Source organism: Streptomyces sp. NPDC020983 (genome assembly GCF_044333485.1).
Classification (GTDB): domain Bacteria; phylum Actinomycetota; class Actinomycetes; order Streptomycetales; family Streptomycetaceae; genus Actinacidiphila.
Genome location: NZ_JBIRRA010000004.1, coordinates 611,633 through 628,892 on the forward strand (window position 1 = coordinate 611,633; position 17,260 = coordinate 628,892).

Annotated in this window: 15 protein-coding genes; 10 read left to right on the plus strand and 5 right to left on the minus strand. The window is 72.9% G+C overall.

Annotated features, from left to right (window positions below; all coding sequences use genetic code 11):
- Nucleotides 1-5: 5 nt before the first annotated feature.
- The 3 genes from ACH4SE_RS11820 to aceE all read right to left on the minus strand — a co-directional run bounded on the left by ACH4SE_RS11820 (nt 6) and on the right by aceE (nt 5,121).
- Nucleotides 6-722 (minus strand): DUF4429 domain-containing protein, encoded by a 717-nt coding sequence (locus ACH4SE_RS11820; protein ID WP_398543168.1) that lies wholly within the window; start codon nt 720-722, stop codon nt 6-8.
- A gap of 54 nt (nt 723-776) precedes the next feature.
- Entirely contained in the window at nt 777-1,952 is a 1,176-nt protein-coding gene (locus ACH4SE_RS11825) for an alpha/beta hydrolase (protein WP_398543208.1), read from the minus strand.
- Between the two features lie 421 nt (nt 1,953-2,373).
- Complete coding sequence (gene aceE, locus ACH4SE_RS11830; protein ID WP_398543169.1) at nt 2,374-5,121, minus strand: pyruvate dehydrogenase (acetyl-transferring), homodimeric type; 2,748 nt, start codon at nt 5,119-5,121, stop codon at nt 2,374-2,376.
- A 395-nt stretch (nt 5,122-5,516) separates the two neighbouring features.
- Between aceE and ACH4SE_RS11835 the strand changes: the two genes are divergently transcribed.
- The 6 genes from ACH4SE_RS11835 (at nt 5,517) to ACH4SE_RS11860 (ending at nt 10,058) form a co-directional block, all read left to right on the plus strand.
- Entirely contained in the window at nt 5,517-5,957 is a 441-nt protein-coding gene (locus ACH4SE_RS11835; protein ID WP_398543170.1) for a DUF3052 domain-containing protein, read from the plus strand.
- A gap of 273 nt (nt 5,958-6,230) precedes the next feature.
- On the plus strand, nt 6,231-6,710 hold the full coding sequence (locus ACH4SE_RS11840) for a peroxiredoxin (protein ID WP_398543171.1): 480 nt from the start codon (nt 6,231-6,233) through the stop codon (nt 6,708-6,710).
- An 85-nt stretch (nt 6,711-6,795) separates the two neighbouring features.
- The gene (locus tag ACH4SE_RS11845; protein WP_031523543.1) at nt 6,796-7,371 is read left to right on the plus strand and encodes a TerD family protein; all 576 of its coding nucleotides are present in this window, start codon (nt 6,796-6,798) and stop codon (nt 7,369-7,371) included.
- Between the two features lie 51 nt (nt 7,372-7,422).
- On the plus strand, nt 7,423-7,998 hold the full coding sequence (locus tag ACH4SE_RS11850; RefSeq protein ID WP_398543172.1) for a TerD family protein: 576 nt from the start codon (nt 7,423-7,425) through the stop codon (nt 7,996-7,998).
- Between the two features lie 59 nt (nt 7,999-8,057).
- Nucleotides 8,058-9,236, plus strand: coding sequence for a DUF475 domain-containing protein (locus tag ACH4SE_RS11855; protein WP_398543173.1), 1,179 nt, complete (start codon nt 8,058-8,060; stop codon nt 9,234-9,236).
- A 90-nt stretch (nt 9,237-9,326) separates the two neighbouring features.
- The gene (locus tag ACH4SE_RS11860; RefSeq protein WP_398543174.1) at nt 9,327-10,058 is read left to right on the plus strand and encodes a Tellurium resistance; all 732 of its coding nucleotides are present in this window, start codon (nt 9,327-9,329) and stop codon (nt 10,056-10,058) included.
- A 22-nt stretch (nt 10,059-10,080) separates the two neighbouring features.
- On the opposite strand, the gene ACH4SE_RS11865 is transcribed toward ACH4SE_RS11860, so the two are convergent.
- Nucleotides 10,081-11,043: a TerD family protein gene (locus ACH4SE_RS11865; RefSeq protein WP_398543175.1), complete on the minus strand. Its 963-nt coding sequence runs from the start codon at nt 11,041-11,043 to the stop codon at nt 10,081-10,083.
- 250 nt (nt 11,044-11,293) lie between these two features.
- On the opposite strand from ACH4SE_RS11865, the gene ACH4SE_RS11870 reads away from it, so the two are divergent.
- Genes ACH4SE_RS11870 through ACH4SE_RS11880 form a run of 3 tightly spaced genes read left to right on the plus strand, consistent with a single transcriptional unit; the run spans nt 11,294 to nt 15,786 of the window.
- A complete protein-coding gene (locus ACH4SE_RS11870) occupies nt 11,294-12,469 on the plus strand; it encodes an HpcH/HpaI aldolase/citrate lyase family protein (protein WP_398543176.1) in 1,176 nt (391 codons plus the stop codon).
- A 21-nt stretch (nt 12,470-12,490) separates the two neighbouring features.
- Nucleotides 12,491-14,974 (plus strand): phosphoribosyltransferase, encoded by a 2,484-nt coding sequence (locus tag ACH4SE_RS11875; protein ID WP_398543177.1) that lies wholly within the window; start codon nt 12,491-12,493, stop codon nt 14,972-14,974.
- Complete coding sequence (locus tag ACH4SE_RS11880; protein ID WP_398543178.1) at nt 14,971-15,786, plus strand: HAD family hydrolase; 816 nt, start codon at nt 14,971-14,973, stop codon at nt 15,784-15,786. The genes ACH4SE_RS11875 and ACH4SE_RS11880 overlap by 4 nt, the downstream gene beginning before the upstream one ends.
- 61 nt (nt 15,787-15,847) lie before the next feature.
- On the opposite strand, the gene ACH4SE_RS11885 is transcribed toward ACH4SE_RS11880, so the two are convergent.
- Nucleotides 15,848-16,477: a nucleoside/nucleotide kinase family protein gene (locus tag ACH4SE_RS11885; RefSeq protein WP_398543179.1), complete on the minus strand. Its 630-nt coding sequence runs from the start codon at nt 16,475-16,477 to the stop codon at nt 15,848-15,850.
- A 36-nt stretch (nt 16,478-16,513) separates the two neighbouring features.
- Between ACH4SE_RS11885 and ACH4SE_RS11890 the strand changes: the two genes are divergently transcribed.
- Nucleotides 16,514-17,170, plus strand: a complete 657-nt coding sequence (locus ACH4SE_RS11890) for an O-methyltransferase (protein WP_398543180.1) — start codon at nt 16,514-16,516, stop codon at nt 17,168-17,170.
- Nucleotides 17,171-17,260 lie beyond the last annotated feature (90 nt).

The window sequence follows — 17,260 nt, forward strand, 5'->3', positions numbered from 1 at the left end:
GGCCGCTACGGCCGGACGCGGGCGGCCCGGATCGCCGAGAGCACCGCGGCGGCGAAGGGCAGCGACTCCTGCACCGGGCCGTAGCCCAGGCCGAAGAGCACGGCGGCCGGGTCCTGGTCGGGTTCTCCCGGCTGGGGCCCGCCGTCGCGCCGCAGCAGCCGCAGGTAGCCGTGCAGCAGCTCCGGGGAGCGCCAGTCGACGCCGCGCAGCTCCTCCACCGGGAAGCTCTGGTCGCCGGCCTTCCACTTGGCCGTGGAGGCGCCCGTCCAGAACCAGCGGAAGCTGACCGTGCGGCCGTCGAACAGCGCCCGCGCGTCGTACGCCTTGAAGGCCAGCGGCGGGGCGGGGGCGTCCACCAGGAAGCGGGTGAGCGGCTCGCCCGGCCCGGCGATCACCGCGCGTAGCTCGTCGCGGTAGAACTCCGCGAGCGTCTCGGAGGAGTCCGGCAGGATCAGCCGGTAGGGGTCGGCGGTCTCCTTGAGCTGCCCGCCCGCCGCCTCGACCAGCGGATCGGCCCCGGCCCGCGGCACCGCCCGCAGCACCACGTGCCCGCGGCGGCCCGGCTCCAGCTCCACCGCCTCCAGCGCGGCGTGCGGGATCCGCCGCTCGCGCAGCGCCGGGAGCAGCCGCGCGTTGCGGCCCGCGCTCCGGCTGTACCGGATCACGACGGCGTCGGGCTCGAACTCCCATACGGCATTGCTTCCGGCCAGCACATCGCCCATACGCGTCACCCTATGCGTAATCGGTCCATCCCTCTGCCCCACGGTGCAGGCCCGTTACGCGGAAGGGCCCGCGTCCTCCAGGGTGACCGCGCGGTAGCAGGCCAGCGCGATACGGGCGAAGTTCGCAAGGCTCGCGGTGCCCGGGACGAAATATCCGGCGTGCCCCTCCGCACGCCCCGTCCGTACCACCCGCGCGCCGAACTCCGGGGCGACCGGATCCGTACCGTGGCCGAGGCCGGCGAATTCGACGTGCGGGACGTCGGCTATCCAGTCGCCGTCGTCCCGGGCCGCCCACACGTGCGCGGAGGTGTGCAGCTGCGACGCCCGCCCGACGTGCATTCCGGGGCTGCCGGACACCGCGATGTCGGTGACCTGGCCGCGCCGCAGCCGGGGAGCGGCCACGCCGCACAGCACCGAGCCGTAGGAGTGGCAGAAGAGCGCCACGTGCCGGCCGGGGGGCAGGGCGGCGAGCAGCCGCAGCAGCCGGGGCGCGCCGCGCTCGGCCAGCCGCGCGGTGGAGGCGTCCAGTCCGATGCCGCCGGGCGCGGTGTAATCGGCCCAGGCGATGACGGCGACCCTGGCGGCGGGGGCGAGGGCGCGCTCGCGCCGGTAGAGGGCGCGGGCCATGCCGGCGGGGGCGGCGTAGCGGCCGCGGGTGCGCTCGAAGGCGAGGACGTCCGTGCCGACGCCCGGCACGACGACCGCGATCCGGCTCGCGGCCGCCAGGTCGCCGAACACCTCGGCGGCCCGCCCGTCCCCGGAGGGGTCGAAGGCGAGGATCTGCCGGCCCGGGCGCAGCAGCGAGGCGTAGCGGTGGGCGAGCCGCCCGGCCCTCTCGCGGCCGGCCGGGGAGAGGGCGTCGCTGCGCGAGCGGGCCCGCTCGCGGTCGCGGGCGGCGCGCAGGGCCCAGCGGTTGGCCCGGTAGCGCAGGGGCAGGGGCGCGCCGTCGAGGTTGCCGACGACGAGGGCGTAGCGGTGGGCGAGGCCGAGCGCCTGCGGGCGGGTGAGGCCCGCGAAGAAGCGGGCGACGGCGCCGGGCGGCGCGGTGTCCGGGTCCGGCAGCCGGTGGCCCGCGACGGCGGCGCGGCGCCACGCGTCGACGGCGGCCGTCCGGGCGTCCCGCGGGCCGTGCTGGCGTACGGCCGCCCACCCGGTCGTGGCCAGCAGGGCGAACGCCACGGCGAGCGTCACCAGGACCCGCGCCGAGCCGGGCCCCCTGCCGCCGGGCAGGAGGACGCGGCCCGCCCGCGGCCGCGGCGGCGCCGCCCGGCGTGCCTGCGCGGGCACCCGGGGTGCCGCCGGCGGGGCCGGCAGCGGCGTCCCGGCCCGCACCGGGCGGTGCCCGGCAATCCCCGCCCGCGCCGCGGGCCCGGGGCCGGAGCGGGGTGGGCGCGGGGGCGGCGGGTATCCGGCGCGGTGCGGCTCCCCGGTGAGGAGCGGTCGGGGAAGGGGCGGCGCTGGAGGTGCGGACACTCGCGGTTGCCTCGGGACGGAGCGGGAGGGGGCCGTGCGGGGTGCGGGCGGCCCGGCCGGGGGTCAGGGGACGGCGGCGCGCCCGATCAGCCTAGGGGGTGCCGTGCGGATCTCCGTGGAGGAAAGGCCGGAGCCCCGGACGGCCGACGGCCGTCCGGGGCTCCGGAGGGGGTACGGGTCAGGCGTCGCCGCCAGCCGCGCCGGGGTCGGCGGCCGAGGCGTCGAGCAGCTGGTACCGGTCCACGGCCTGCTTGAGCACCGACCGGTCGACCTTGCCGTCGCGCGCCAGCTCGGTCAGCACGGCGAGCACGATCGACTCGGCGTCGATGTGGAAGAAACGCCGCGCCGCTCCGCGCGTGTCGGCGAAGCCGAAGCCGTCCGCGCCGAGCGAGGTGTAGCGGCCGGGTACCCAGCGGGCGATCTGGTCCGGCACCGAGCGCATCCAGTCCGAGACGGCCACGAAGGGCCCTTCGGCGCCGGTGAGCTTGCGCGTCACGTACGGCACCTGCTGCTCCTCCTCGGGGTGCAGCAGGTTGTGCTCCTCGACGTCGACGGCCTCGCGCCGCAGCTCGTTCCAGGAGGTCGCGGACCACACGTCGGCACGCACGTTCCACTGCTCGGCGAGGATGCGCTGCGCCTGGAGCGCCCACGGCACGGCCACGCCGGACGCCATGATCTGCGCCGGGATCGTTCCGGCCTGCCCGGCGCCGACCCGGTGGATGCCCTTGAGGATGCCCTCGACGTCCACGTCGGCGGGCTCGGCCGGGTGCTGGATCGGCTCGTTGTAGACGGTGAGGTAGTAGAAGACGTCCTCGCCGGGCTGCCCGTCCGCCGTCTCGCCGTACATCCGCCGCAGGCCGTCCTGGACGATGTACGCGATCTCGTACGCGTAGGCGGGGTCGTAGGCGACGCACGCCGGGTTGGTGGACGCCAGCAGCTGGGAGTGGCCGTCGGCGTGCTGCAGGCCCTCGCCGGTGAGCGTGGTGCGGCCGGCGGTGGCGCCGAGCACGAAGCCGCGCGCGAGCTGGTCGGCCATCTGCCAGAACTGGTCGCCGGTGCGCTGGAAGCCGAACATCGAGTAGAAGACGTAGACCGGGATGAGCGGCTCGCCGTGCGTGGCGTAGGCCGAGCCCGCGGCGACGAGCGAGGCGGTGCAGCCGGCCTCGGAGATGCCGTCGTGCAGCATCTGCCCGGTCGGCGACTCCTTGTAGGCGAGCAGCAGTTCGCGGTCCACCGACTCGTACTGCTGGCCCAGCGGGTTGTAGATCTTCGCGCTCGGGAAGAACGCGTCCATGCCGAAGGTGCGGTACTCGTCGGGCGCGATCAGCACGAAGCGCTTGCCGATCTCCTTGTCCCGCATGAGGTCCTTCAGTACCCGGACGAAGGCCATCGTGGTGGCGATCGACTGGGCGCCCGAGCCCTTCTTCGCCGCCGCGTACGTCTTGTCGGCCGGCTGCGGCAGCGGCTTGGCGCGCACCACCCGGGTCGGCACGTAGCCACCGCAGGCCTTGCGGTGGTCGTGCATGTACTGGATCTCCTCGGAGTCCCGGCCGGGGTGGTAGTACGGCGGGTAGCCCTCGTCGAGCTGCTTGTCGGTGATCGGCAGGTGCAGCCGGTCGCGGAAGCGCTTGAGGTCGTCGACGGTGAGCTTCTTCATCTGGTGGGTCGCGTTGCGGCCCTCGAAGTTCGGCCCGAGCGTCCAGCCCTTGATGGTCTGGGCGAGGATCACCGTCGGCTGGCCCTTGTGCGCCAGGGCGGCGGTGTAGGCGGCGAAGATCTTGCGGTGGTCGTGGCCGCCGCGTCCGAGGTGCAGGATCTGCTCGTCGGTGAGGTTCTCGACCATCTTGCGCAGCCGCTGGTCGCCGCCGAAGAAGTGCTCGCGGATGTAGGCGCCGGACTCGGTCGCGTACGTCTGGAACTGGCCGTCCGGCGTGGTGTTCATCTTGTTGACGAGCAGGCCGTCGCGGTCCTGGGCGAGCAGCGGGTCCCAGGAGCGGTCCCACACCAGCTTGATCACGTTCCAGCCGGCGCCGCGGAACTGGGACTCCAGCTCCTGGATGATCTTGCCGTTGCCGCGGACCGGGCCGTCGAGGCGCTGGAGGTTGCAGTTGACGACGAAGGTCAGGTTGTCCAGGCCCTCGCGGGCGGCGATGGACAGCTGGCCCAGCGACTCCGGCTCGTCCATCTCGCCGTCGCCGAGGAAGGCCCACACGTGCGACGCCGAGGTGTCGGCGATGCCGCGCGCCTGCATGTAGCGGTTCATCCGGGCCTGGTAGATCGCGCCGAGCGGGCCCAGGCCCATCGACACGGTCGGGAACTCCCAGAAGTCCGGCATCAGCCGCGGGTGCGGGTAGCTGGACAGCCCGTTCGGCGCCTTCGACTTCTCCTGGCGGAAGGCGTCGAGCTGCGCCTCGGTCAGCCGGTCGAGCAGGAAGGCGCGGGCGTAGATACCGGGCGAGGCGTGGCCCTGGAAGAAGATCTGGTCGCCGCCGGTGCCGTCGTCCTTGCCGCGGAAGAAGTGGTTGAAGCCCACGTCGTACAGCGAGGCCGAGGACGCGAAGGTCGCGATGTGGCCGCCGACGCCGATCCCGGGGCGCTGCGCGCGCGACACCATGACCGCGGCGTTCCACCGGGTGGCGTTGAGGATGCGGCGCTCGATCTCCTCGTTGCCGGGGAAGAACGGTTCGTCCCTGGTCGCGATCGTGTTGACGTAGTCGGTGCTGCGCATCTCGGGCACCGCGACCCGCTTCTCGCGGGCACGCTCGATGAGCCGCAGCATCAGGTAGCGGGCGCGCTCACGGCCGCGTTCGTCGATCGCCGCGTCCAGCGAGTCCAGCCATTCCGCCGTCTCCTCGGGATCGAAATCCGGGACCTGGCTCGGAAGGCCGCCAATGATGATCGGGTTGCGATCGGATGCGGAAGCCACGCTGTTCCTTTGCTGCTCGGTGGTGGTGCTCGTTAGCACCGCGGGGTCGCGCCGCATCCATCGTGGACCGCCCCGCGTCAAACGTCATCTCTACCCATTGGTAACCGCGGAACATCCGGGACTGCGGCGCTACGGGCCGGGTCCCACCCGCGGCCAAACCTGAACTCTACGCCCACTCGGACGTACGACCGACTGGCGGCGCCAATCGTGCCCAACACCGGCAAACCGTCGTGAGCTGCGTCACCATAGGGGGTACGGGTTGCGGCGACACGGTCGAATCGTCACCGTTTAGGCGGTCTCGTACGCCGGGTACTTGCGCGATCCGCCGCGCCCGTGTGGACTACCGCCAATAAGTCCGCGTGCGCGCGGGCTCACCCCATGACAGGAGGCAAAGCGTGAGCGCGACCGCGGACCACGCGGAGGAGCGGACCAACCCGGCGAGCCGGCTTGGTTTCGAGCCCGGACAGGTGGTCCAGGAGCTCGGGTACGACGAGGACACCGACCAGGAGCTCCGGGAGGCCATCGAGGAGCTCACGGGCGAGGAGCTCGCCGACGAGGACTACGACGACGTGCCCGACGCCGTCCTGCTGTGGTTCCGCGAGGACGACGGCGACCTCACCGACGCGCTCGTCGACGCGACGTCGACGATCGACCCCGGCGCCCCGATCTGGCTCATGACGCCCAAGACGGGCCGTGACGGCCACGTCGAACCCAGCGAGATCGGTGAAGCCGCTCAGACGGCCGGCCTCGCGCAGACCAGCAGCGTCAACGCTGCGAAGGACTGGACGGGGACGCGCCTGGTGACCCCGAAGGCCGCCAAGGCCGGCAAGCGCTAGCCTTCCCGGCCCACCCGGCGGTGCGGCTCCCCGCCGCCGGGGTTTTTCCCTTGCGCACAGTGCGCGTGAGCCGTATCCGGTCACGCGCTTCCCCGCGTTCGGCGACGGCCGCCCGGCGCCGCAGCCTCGGGCCCTCCGGGCCCCGCCCCCGCGGGAGAGGGGCGCGCGTCGCCCAGGGGCGCGGGGAGCCACGCGCCCACCCCGTCACCGGCGGGCGGCCGCGCGTGCCCCCGCGAGGGGCGGCCCGCGGCGCGAACGCCGCCAGGAGGAAGCATGAGCAGCACCGCGCCGAGGCCGGCACCTGACTTCGCACTGCCCGACCAGCACGGCCGGACGGTCACCCTCGGAGAGTTCCGCGGGCAAAGGAACGTGGTGCTCGTCTTCTACCCGTTCGCCTTCACGAGCGTGTGCAGCGGCGAGCTGCGCGCCCTCCAGGACGGGCTGGACGCCCTCCAGGGCGAGGACACCGCGCTGCTGGCCGTGTCGTGCGACTCCATGCACGCGCAGCGGGTGTTCTCCGACCAGGAGGGCTTCGCCTTCCCGCTGCTGTCCGACTTCTGGCCGCACGGCAACGCCTCGCGCGCCTACGGCGTCTTCGACGAGGACAAGGGCTGCGCGCTGCGCGGCTCGTTCGTGATCGACCGCGAAGGCGTGATCCGCTGGTCCGTGGTGAACGGGCTGCCGGACGCGCGGGACCTTCACGACTACGTCAAGGCGCTGGAAGCAGTGCGGTCGGCGGGGACGGGTCACTAAGCTCGCCTCGTCGGCCGGGTGCGTCATCCGGACGCACGAACGTACGGCACGAACGTATAGACACACGAACCGATGGGGAGGACTCGTGGGAGTCAGCCTGAGCAAGGGTGGCAACGTCTCGCTGACCAAGGAGGCGCCCAATCTCACGGCGGTCGTCGTCGGTCTGGGCTGGGACGCGCGCACGACCACCGGAGCCGACTTCGACCTCGACGCGAGCGCGCTGCTCACGAACGAGGCGGGCAAGGTGCTGTCGGACCAGCACTTCGTGTTCTTCAACAACCTGCGCAGCCCCGACGGCTCCGTCGAGCACACCGGCGACAACCTCACGGGTGAGGGCGAGGGCGACGACGAGGTCATCAACGTCAACCTCGCGGGCGTTCCGGCCGACGTCGTGAAGATCGTCTTCCCGGTGTCGATCTACGAGGCCGAGCAGCGCCAGCAGAGCTTCGGCCAGGTGCGCAACGCCTACATCCGCGTCCTCAACGCGGCCGACCAGCGCGAGCTGGCCCGCTACGACCTGACCGAGGACGCCTCGACCGAGACGGCGATGGTCTTCGGCGAGCTCTACCGGCACGGCGGCGAGTGGAAGTTCCGCGCCATCGGGCAGGGGTACGCCTCGGGTCTGCGCGGTATCGCGCAGGACTTCGGCGTCAACGTCTGATCCGGGGCCGAGCAGCAGCGACAGAGCACCGACCTAGGGGGAAGGACCACCATGGGCGTCACACTGGCCAAGGGAGGCAACGTCTCCCTCTCCAAGGCCGCGCCGAATCTCACCAGGGTGCAGATCGGCCTGGGCTGGAGGGCCCGCTCGACCACCGGCGCCGACTTCGACCTGGACGCCAGCGCGCTGCTGTGCGGAAACGGCCGGGTGCTGGGGGACGAGTTCTTCGTCTTCTACAACAACCTGAAGAGCCCGGAGGGCTCCGTCGAGCACACCGGTGACGACCTCACCGGCGGCAGCGGCGGTGACGACGAGACGATCCTGGTGGATCTGACGCTGGTCCCCGAGCGCGTCGACAAGATCGTCTTCCCGGTGTCGATCTACGACGCGGACGCCCGCGCGCAGACCTTCGGCCAGGTCAGCGACGCGTACATCCGGGTCGTCAACCAGAGTGACGGGGCCGAGCTCGCCCGCTACGACCTCACGGAGGACGCGTCGACCGAGACGGCGATGATCTTCGGCGAGCTCTACCGCTACGGCGGGGAGTGGAAGTTCCGGGCGGTGGGCCAGGGGTACGCCTCCGGTCTGCGCGGGATCGCCCTAGACTTCGGGGTCAACGTTTCGTAAAGCCCGCACCGTGCGGGGGACCTCGTGGTCACAGGTCACAAGGATTGGGTGGGAAGCACGTGCTCCTCAGAACATTCGGCTGGTCGTTCGGCATCACAGCCGCCGGCCTCGCCCTGGCCACCGTTCTCTGGGGGTGGCACGGACTCGCGATCGTCGCGATCCTGTCGGTCCTCGAGATCTCGCTCTCGTTCGACAACGCCGTCATCAACGCGGGCATCCTGCGGAAGATGAACGCCTTCTGGCAGAAGATGTTCCTGACGGTGGGCGTGCTCATCGCGGTCTTCGGCATGCGGCTGGTCTTCCCGATCATCATCGTGGCGATCACCGCGAAGCTGAGCCCGTGGGAGGCGGTCAGGGTCGCGGTCAACGACCACGACCGCTACGAGGCGCTGGTCACGGGGGCCCACCCGGCCATCGCGGCCTTCGGCGGGATCTTCCTGCTGATGATCTTCCTTGACTTCATCTTCGAGGAGCGCGAGATCACCTGGCTCGGCTGGCTGGAGCGCCCGCTGGCCAAGCTCGGCAAGCTGGACATGCTCTCGGTCGTCATCGCGCTCGTCGTGCTGGTGATCGCGGCCACCACGGTGGCCACCGGCGTACCGGTGCACGGCGGGCACGGTGAGATCGACAAGGCCGAGACGGTCCTTCTCTCCGGTGTCGGCGGCCTCATCACGTACCTGGTCGTGGGCGGCGTCTCGGGCTTCTTCGAGGAGCGTCTCGAAGAGGACGAGGACGACGATGACGACGACGGTGACGACGAGGCCGGCGACGAGCCGGAGGGCGCTGCCGGGCAGAAGAGCGGTGCCACCGCCGGGCAGGTCGCGGGGCTGGCGGGCAAGGCCGCGTTCTTCATGTTCCTCTACCTGGAGGTCATCGACGCGTCCTTCTCCTTCGACGGTGTCGTCGGCGCCTTCGCCATCAGCAACGACATCTTCGAGATCGCGCTCGGTCTCGGCATCGGCGCCATGTACATCCGGTCGCTGACCGTCTTCCTGGTCCGCAAGGGCACGCTGGACGACTACGTGTACCTGGAGCACGGCGCCCACTACGCGATCGGTGCGCTGGCGTTCATCCTGCTGGCCACCATCAAGTACGACATCAGCGAGGTCGTCACCGGTCTCGTCGGCGTCGTCCTGATCGGTGCGTCGTACTGGTCGTCGGTGGTACGCAACCGCCGTCTCGGGGAAGGTTCCCACTCGGCGGACGACGACAAGACGGAAGTCACGACCGGCGTGTGACCGGTCGCCCGTGACGTCCCGCTGCCCCCGCCGCCCGGCGGGGGCAGCGGCGCGTGCGGGGGGAGCTACGGCTACGGAGGGGTGGCGGCAATGGCGTGGCGGGACTTCTTCCGGCCCAGCGGCGCGGGGCAGTTCGACATGGCGAACGCGCACACGGTCGAACTGACCAAACGGCATCCGGTGGTGTCGCTCACCAAGCAGGGCGCCGCGGTCGGCAACATGCGGGTCAACCTGTCCTGGTCGATGCGCACCTCCGACACCGGCAGCTGGGCCACGGACGACCGCGGCTTCCTGCGCCGGCAGTTCGACGTCTTCCGCCCCCGGGTGGTGCAGGCCGCCGGCCCGGCGATGGTCAACGTCGACCTGGACCTGGCGTGCATGTACGAGCTGGCCGACGGCACCAAGGGCGTCGTGCAGCCGCTCGGCGAGTTCCACGGCGACCTGGACGCGCCGCCGTACATCCAGATGAGCGGCGACGACCGCTTCGGCGGCACCTCCGGCGAGACGCTCTACATCAACTTCGACAAGCGCGACGAGTTCAAGCGGCTGCTGGTCTTCGTCTACATCTACGACGGCACGCCCGCCTTCGACCGCGCGCACGCCAAAATCGAGATCTACCCCGGCTCCGGCCCGCGGATCGAGATCCCGCTCAACGAGCGCGAGCCGCAGGCCCGCTCCTGCGCCGTGGTGCTCATCGAGAACAACAAGGGCGAGCTGACCGTGCGCCGCGAGGTGAAGTACGTCTACGGCTTCCAGGCCGAGATCGACCGGCTCTACGGCTGGGGTCTCCAGTGGGGCCGCGGCTACAAGTCCAAGCTCTGAGCGCGGCCCCGGGCCCGCGGGTTCAGCGCTGCTGCTGGAACTGCGGGCCCTGCGGCGGCAGCACGAAGACCGGGCCGCCCACCGCGGAGGCCGCCACGGGCTGCGGGTAGCCGTACGCCGGGTAGCCGGGCTGCGGCTGCTGGTGCACGGGCGGCGCGGCGGGCGGCGGCGGGACCACCGGCGGTACGACGGGCGGGGCGGCGGCGACGGGCTGCGGGTAGCCGTACGCGGGCTGCGCGGGGACGTGCCCGGCGGCGGGTGCGGGCAGCGGGTAGCCGTACGCGCTGGACTGGTCGGGGGAGGGCGCGGGGTGCGGGCGGGTCTGCACCTGCGACGGGCTCGGCGGCTGCTGCGGGCGGTGCTGCGCGGGGGCGGGGGCCGGGGACGCGGCGGACGCGGTGTCGTCCCCCTGCGCCGCCCCGGACGGGGACGCCTCCTCCGCCGCGTCGTCGACGGTGATGCCGAACTCGGTCGCCAGCCCCACCAGGCCGGTCGCGTAGCCCTGTCCCACCGCGCGGAATTTCCAGCCGCCGTCCTTGCGGTAGAGCTCGCCGCAGTTGAGCGCGGTCTCGGCGCCGGTGTCGGGGCGCACGTCGAAGGTCAGCAGCGGCGGGCCGCCGGGCGCGGAGGTGTCGTAGAGCAGCACGCACAGGTCACGGACCAGCCGGAAGGGCCCGCCGTCGCAGGAGGCGGCGATGACCGCCCGCTGGACCGTGGGGTCCAGCGCGGCGAGGTCCACCTCGACGGTGTCGGTCAGGCCCTCGGCCACCCGGTGCTTGGGCAGGTGGCGGGCCACGCCCGAGGGGTGCCGGGGGGCGTTGTAGAAGACGAAGTCGGCGTCCGAGCGCACCTTGCCGCCGTGGCCGAGCAGCAGCACCGAGGCGTCCACGTCGGGCGTTCCGCTGCCGGGGCTCCAGCGCAGCACCGCGCGGATGCCGGGGGCGTCGAGGGGGACGTTCGAGCCCTTCACCATCACGTGCGTCATGCCCGCCATCCTGCCCTTCCGGCGGGCCGCCCCACAACGCCGGAAGGGCCCGCCGGGCGGCACGGCAGCGCTTCCGCCGGCCCGCCCGGCGCCGTACGGTGGACGGAATCCCTCAGGCCACCGCCCCGACCTGCGGTGGTTACGTGTTCTTCACGTGCCGAGGGAACGTCTGGTGCATGCTCGCTCGTACGATAATCGGCCAGATGTCCACAAGGCCCGTCACTTGACCCGAACCAGGAAGGGGGGCGCCATGCGACACTTCGGTCACCTCGCCGCCGAGACGCGGCAGGAGCTGTTCCACATCGAGCCGCGGGAATTCACTCCGGACTCGCCCGCGCCGTTGCTCGCGGCCGCCCTCGGCGCGACCCTCTACTCGCCCGCGACACGGCCCACGCTCGCCGACGACGTGCTGAAGCAGGCCGCCCGCGGGGTCGTCTCCATGGTGCTGTGCCTGGAGGACTCCATCGACGACCGCGACGTGGAGGCGGGCGAGGCCAACATCGTCCGGCACTTCCACGACCTCGCCGCCCGCCCCGGCACCGCGGACGCGCTGCCGCTGCTCTTCATCCGGGTCCGCACCCCCTGGCAGATCACCGACCTCACCACCCGGCTCGGCGACAGCGTGGCGCTGCTGTCCGGCTTCGTGCTGCCGAAGTTCACCGAGGAGAGCGGCGTCCCCTTCCTGGAGGCGCTCACCGCCGCCGAGGCCGCGTGCGGGCGCCGGCTGTTCGCCATGCCCGTGCTGGAGTCGCCCGAGCTGATGCACCTGGAGACCCGGGTCGAGGCCCTCAACGGCATCTCGCGCACCGTCGACAAGTACCGCGAGCGGGTGCTCGCGCTGCGACTCGGCGTCACCGACTTCTGCTCCTCCTACGGCATCCGCCGCGGGCCCGCCATGACCGCCTACGACGTGCGGATCGTCGCCTCGGTCATCGCCGACGTCGTCAACGTCCTCGGCCGCGCGGACGGCTCCGGCTTCACGGTGACCGGTCCCGTCTGGGAGTACTTCCGGCACCAGGAGCGCATCTTCAAGCCGCAGCTGCGCCGCAGCCCCTTCGCCGAGGGCGAGTCCGAGGACCTGCGCGCCGCGCTGCTGGAGCGGGACATGGACGGCCTGCTGCGCGAGATCGAGCTGGACCGCGCCAACGGCCTCCAGGGCAAGACCTGCATCCACCCCACCCACGTCCCGATCGTGCACGCGCTGAGCGTGGTCACGCACGAGGAGTACAGCGACGCCGCCGACATCCTCCGCGAGGACCGCAGCGGCGGCGGCGTGCTGCGCTCCGCCTACACGAACAAGATGAACGAGGTCAAACCGCACCGCGCCTGGGCCGAGCGGACCCTGCTGCGCGCCGAGGCCTTCGGGGTCGCACGCGAGGGCATCAGCTTCGTCGAACTCCTCGCGGCCTGTGTTCCCGCGGCCTGACCAGGCATCCTTGTACGAGACATGAAATTCACCGGAGAAGACCGCCACCGCCCCGCAGCGGACGCCACCACCTGGCCGGGCCAGTGGGTCGCCGACCGGCTCGGCATAGCCCTGCACGGCGAGGACCTGCCCGGCCTGCTCGGCCTCGCCCTGCGCCGCAACCCCAGGCGCGCCCACCTGCTCGTGTCCAACGTCCTCGGCAAGCACGTACCGCAGCGCCCCGGCACGGTCTACGGCCACGCGTACGGCCTGGGCCGGCGGGTCGGCGAGCTGCTGGGCGAGGACGCCGGGCGCGCGCTCGTCGTCGGCTACGCCGAGACCGCGACCGGGCTCGGCCACGCCGTCGCGGACGGCGTCGGCCCCGTGCCGTACCTGCACTCCACCCGCCGCGAGGTGCCCGGCCTCGCCACCGGCGGTGCCTTCGAGGAGGAGCACAGCCACGCCACCGGCCACCTGCTGCTCCCCGAGGACCCGGAGCTGCTCGCCGGGACGGGGCCGCTGGTGCTCGTCGACGACGAGTTCTCCACCGGGCAGACGGTCCTCAACACCATCCGCGACCTGCACGCCCGCCACCCGCGCGACCGCTACGCCGTCGTCGCCCTCACCGACGTGCGCGCCCCCGCCGACCACGCCCGGCTCGCCGCCTTCGCCGCCGAGCTGGGTGCCCGGGTCGACGTGCTCTCCCTCGCCGCCGGGACGGTCACCCTCCCGGACGGCGTCCTGGCCGCCGCGCAGTCCCTGGTGGCCGAGCTGTCGCCCCCCGCCGACCTTCCCGCCGCCCCCGCCGCCGCGGTGCGCCGCGTCGGGCTGGACTGGCCCGCGGGGGTGCCGGACGGAGGACGGCACGGCTTCCTGCCCGCCCACCGCGCCGCCCTGGAGGCCGCGCTGCCCGCCATGGGCCGGCGGCTGGCCGAGGCGCTGCCCGCGGGTGCCCGCCGGGTGCTCGTGCTCGGCACCGAGGAGCTGATGTACGCGCCGCTGCGGCTGGCCCAGGCCCTGGAGGCGGCCCGCGCGCCCGGCGCCGGCGTCGAGGCGTACTTCTCCACGACCACCCGCTCGCCCGTGCTCGCCGTCGACGATCCCGGTTACGCGATACGCAGCCGCCTGGTCTTCCCGGCGCACGACGACCCCGCCGACGACGGCTCGCGCGAGCGCTACGCCTACAACGTCGCCGGCGCCGGCTTCGACGCCGTCGTGTGCGTCACCGACTCCGCGGGCGACACGCCCGCCCTGCACGCCCCCGGCGGCCTGCTCGCACGGCTCGCCCCGCACACCGGCGCGGTGCTGCTCGCCGTCGTCCCCACCTACGAGCCCAGCCCCTCCCCAGCGAACGGAAACCACGGCCTGATGAGTGCAACCCCCGGACCGCTGCGCGGCCCCGCCTTCGGCTCGTACGCCGCGGACGAGGTGGGCTGGCTGCTCAAGGACCTGTCCGACGTGCCGCTCGAGGCGCCCACCGAGGAGCGCGAGGAGGCGATCCAGAGCGGGGGCGCCCACTACGCCGAGTCGCTCCCGGTCGAGTACCAGCCCAGCGCCGCCTACCAGGACCTCTTCCGGGCGGCCCTGGAGACCTCTGCCGGGCGCATCGCCCGCGCGGTCGGCGCCGTCACCGAGCTGGTGCTCGCCGAGCGCGGCCCCGACGCCGTCCTGGTGTCGCTGGCCCGGGCCGGTACCCCGGTCGGCGTGCTCATGCGCCGCTGGGCACGGCGGGCGCACGGCCTGGAGCTGCCGCACTACGCCGTCTCCATCGTCCGCGGCCGCGGCATCGACCCCGCCGCGCTGCGCTGGCTCGCCGCCCACCACGACCCCGCCGACTGCGTCTTCGTCGACGGCTGGACGGGCAAGGGCGCCATCACCCGCGAGCTGGCCGACGCGATCGGCGCCTTCCCGGAATTCGCGCGCTTCCGCCCGGAGATCGCGGTACTCGCCGACCCCGGCGGCTGCGTGTCCACCTACGGCACCCGCGACGACTTCCTCATCCCGTCCGCATGCCTGAACTCCACCGTCTCCGGCCTCGTCTCGCGCACCGTGCTGCGCGCCGACCTCATCGGCCCCGGCGAGTTCCACGGCGCGAAGTTCTACCGGGAGCTGGCCGGCTCGGACGTCTCCGGGCTCTTCCTCGACACCGTCACCGCCGCCTTCGACGCGGCGGCCGACGACGTGGCCCGGGACGTCAAGGCGCTGCGCGCACAGGACCGCTCCCCGACATGGGCGGGCTGGGCGGCCGTCGAGCGGATCAGCGAGGAGTACGGCATCGGCGACGTCAACCTCGTCAAGCCCGGTGTCGGCGAGACCACCCGGGTGCTGCTGCGGCGCGTCCCCTGGAAGATCCTGGCCTCGCGCGGCGCGGGCGCCGACCTCGACCACGTACGCCTGCTCGCCGAGCAGCGCGGGGTGCCCGTCGAGGAGACCGACGACCTGCCGTACTCGTGCGTCGGCCTCATCCACCCGCGCTACACCCGCGGCGCGACCGGTACCGACGGCAAGGCGGTGGCGGGCCGGTGAACCGCGCCTCCAGCCGGACGATCGTCGCGAGCGACCTCGACCGCACCCTCATCTACTCCGCTGCCGCGCTCGCCCTCGGCATGCCCGACGAGCAGGCCCCGCGGCTGCTGTGCGTCGAGGTGCACGAGAGCCGGCCGCTGTCCTTCATGACCGAGGCCGCCGGCCGCCTCCTGGCCGAACTCGCCGACACCGTGCGCTTCGTGCCCGCCACGACCCGCACCCGCAAGCAGTACCGCCGGATCAGCCTGCCCTGCCCCGTGCCGGGCTACGCGATCTGCGCCAACGGCGGGCACCTGCTGGTCAACGGCCGCACCGACCACGACTGGAACGCCGAGATGCGCCGCCGGCTCGCCGACGGCTCCGCCCCCCTCGCCGAGGTCCGCGCGCACCTGGCCGCGACCGCCGACCCCGAGTGGCTGCGCAAGGAGCGCATCGCCGAGGACCTCTTCTGCTACCTCGTCGTCGACCGCGAGCGGCTGCCCGCGGGCTGGGTCAAGGAGCTCACCGCCTGGGCCGAGCCGCTGGGCTGGACGGTGTCCCTCCAGGGCCGCAAGATCTACGCGGTGCCCCGGCCGCTGTCCAAGAGCGCCGCCCTGGCCGAGGTCGTCCGCCGCACCGGCGCCGGCCGCGTCCTCGCCGCCGGCGACTCCCTCCTCGACGTCGACCTCCTCCTGGCCGCCGACGCCGGCTGGACCCCGGGCCACGGCGAGCTGTCCGACACCGGCTGGACCGCCCCCACCGTCACCCCGCTCCCGACACCCGGCGTGGCCGCCGGAGAACAGATCCTGCGGGAGTTCCTGGCACACGTGTGAGCGGCGGCAGCCAAGGGGGGCACCGCGGGGGCGGCCGCGCGGGGCACCCCGCAGTGCCGGCTCAGCCCTCGCGCGGCGAGACGACCCGGTCGCAGAGCCCCCGCCCCCGCTCCACGCGGGCCGCGTTCACCCGCTCGCTGGAGGCGATGAACTCCTGTGCCTCGTCCTCGCTGCGCCCGCCGCGCAGGTGCCTGCGCAGGAGCCGCCCCTCCCGCACCCGCCGCGGCGTCTCGACGTACCACAGCTCGTCCAGCAGGTCGCGCACCCGCGCCCACCCCGGTCCGTCGTCGGCGAGGTAGTTGCCCTCGGTGACGACGAGCGCGGTGCCCGGCGGCACCACGAGACCCGCCGCTATCGGCTCGTCCAGGCGCCGGTCGAAGTCGGGCGCGTACACCGGGCGGGCCCGCTCCGCGCGCAGGCGCTCCAGCAGCACCACGTAGCCGTCCACGTCGAAGGTCTCGGGCGCGCCCTTGCGGTCCCGCAGGTCCAGCCGGTCCAGCTGGGCGTTGGACAGGTGGAAGCCGTCCATCGGGACGTACGCGGCCGTCCCGGCGCCCAGCCGTTCGTCGACGCCCGCGACCAGCCGCCTGGCCAGCGTCGACTTGCCCGCGGCGGGCGCGCCCGCGAGCCCCAGCAGCGCACGGCGGCCTGGAATGCTGGGCACGAGGGCGACCGCGTCATCGACAAGCATCCCGTCACCCTAAGTGCCAGACCTGGGAGCAGACTCGTGTACGAATCGAAAAACCCGCAGCTCACGCCCGAGCTGTACGCATACGTCCTGGAGCACAATCCGCTCGACCCGGTGCAACACGAACTGGTGGACGTCACCCACCAGCGGTTCGGTGACGTCGCCGGCCTCCAGACGGCGCAGGAGCAGGGCCCGCTGCTGGCCTTCCTGGTACGGCTGACGGGCGCGCGGCAGATCGTCGAGGTCGGCACGTTCACCGGCTTCTCGACGCTCTCCATGGCCCAGGCGCTGCCCGAGGACGGAAGGCTCATCGCCTGCGACGTCTCGGAGGAGTGGACGGACGTGGGCCGCGAGGCATGGCGGAAGGCAGGTGTCGCCGACCGTGTCGACCTGCGGATCGCCCCGGCGATCGAGACGCTGCGGGCGCTGCCGCAGGGCCCCTGGATCGACATGGTCTTCCTCGACGCCGACAAGGGCTCCTACGTCGACTACTGGGAGGAGCTGGTGCCGCGCACGAACCCGGGCGGCCTGCTGGCCGTCGACAACACCCTCTTCCACGGGGACGTCTCCGACCCGGGCACCACGGGCGGCGGCGCCGCCATCCGCGCCTTCAACGACCACGTGCGGGCCGACGACCGGGTCGAGACCGTGCTGCTCACCGTCGCGGACGGGCTGACGCTGGCCCGCCGCCGCTAGGGCGTGTCCGCAAAGTCCCGTCGTCCGCCCGGAGGGCGGGGCAGACGGTGTCTGGTGCGTGCGATCGCAAGGCGGAGGGTCGTCCTCGTA

Excerpts from the sequence above, each read along its gene's own strand:
- ACH4SE_RS11885 (WP_398543179.1), bottom strand. The coding sequence starts at position 16,477 with ATGCTTGTCGATGACGCGGTCGCCCTCGTGCCCAGCATTCCAGGCCGC.
- ACH4SE_RS11870 (WP_398543176.1), top strand. The coding sequence starts at position 11,294 with ATGCGACACTTCGGTCACCTCGCCGCCGAGACGCGGCAGGAGCTGTTC.
- ACH4SE_RS11820 (WP_398543168.1), bottom strand. The coding sequence starts at position 722 with ATGGGCGATGTGCTGGCCGGAAGCAATGCCGTATGGGAGTTCGAGCCC.
- ACH4SE_RS11840 (WP_398543171.1), top strand. The coding sequence starts at position 6,231 with ATGAGCAGCACCGCGCCGAGGCCGGCACCTGACTTCGCACTGCCCGAC.
- ACH4SE_RS11875 (WP_398543177.1), top strand. The coding sequence starts at position 12,491 with ATGAAATTCACCGGAGAAGACCGCCACCGCCCCGCAGCGGACGCCACC.
- ACH4SE_RS11850 (WP_398543172.1), top strand. The coding sequence starts at position 7,423 with ATGGGCGTCACACTGGCCAAGGGAGGCAACGTCTCCCTCTCCAAGGCC.
- ACH4SE_RS11865 (WP_398543175.1), bottom strand. The coding sequence starts at position 11,043 with ATGACGCACGTGATGGTGAAGGGCTCGAACGTCCCCCTCGACGCCCCC.
- ACH4SE_RS11860 (WP_398543174.1), top strand. The coding sequence starts at position 9,327 with ATGGCGTGGCGGGACTTCTTCCGGCCCAGCGGCGCGGGGCAGTTCGAC.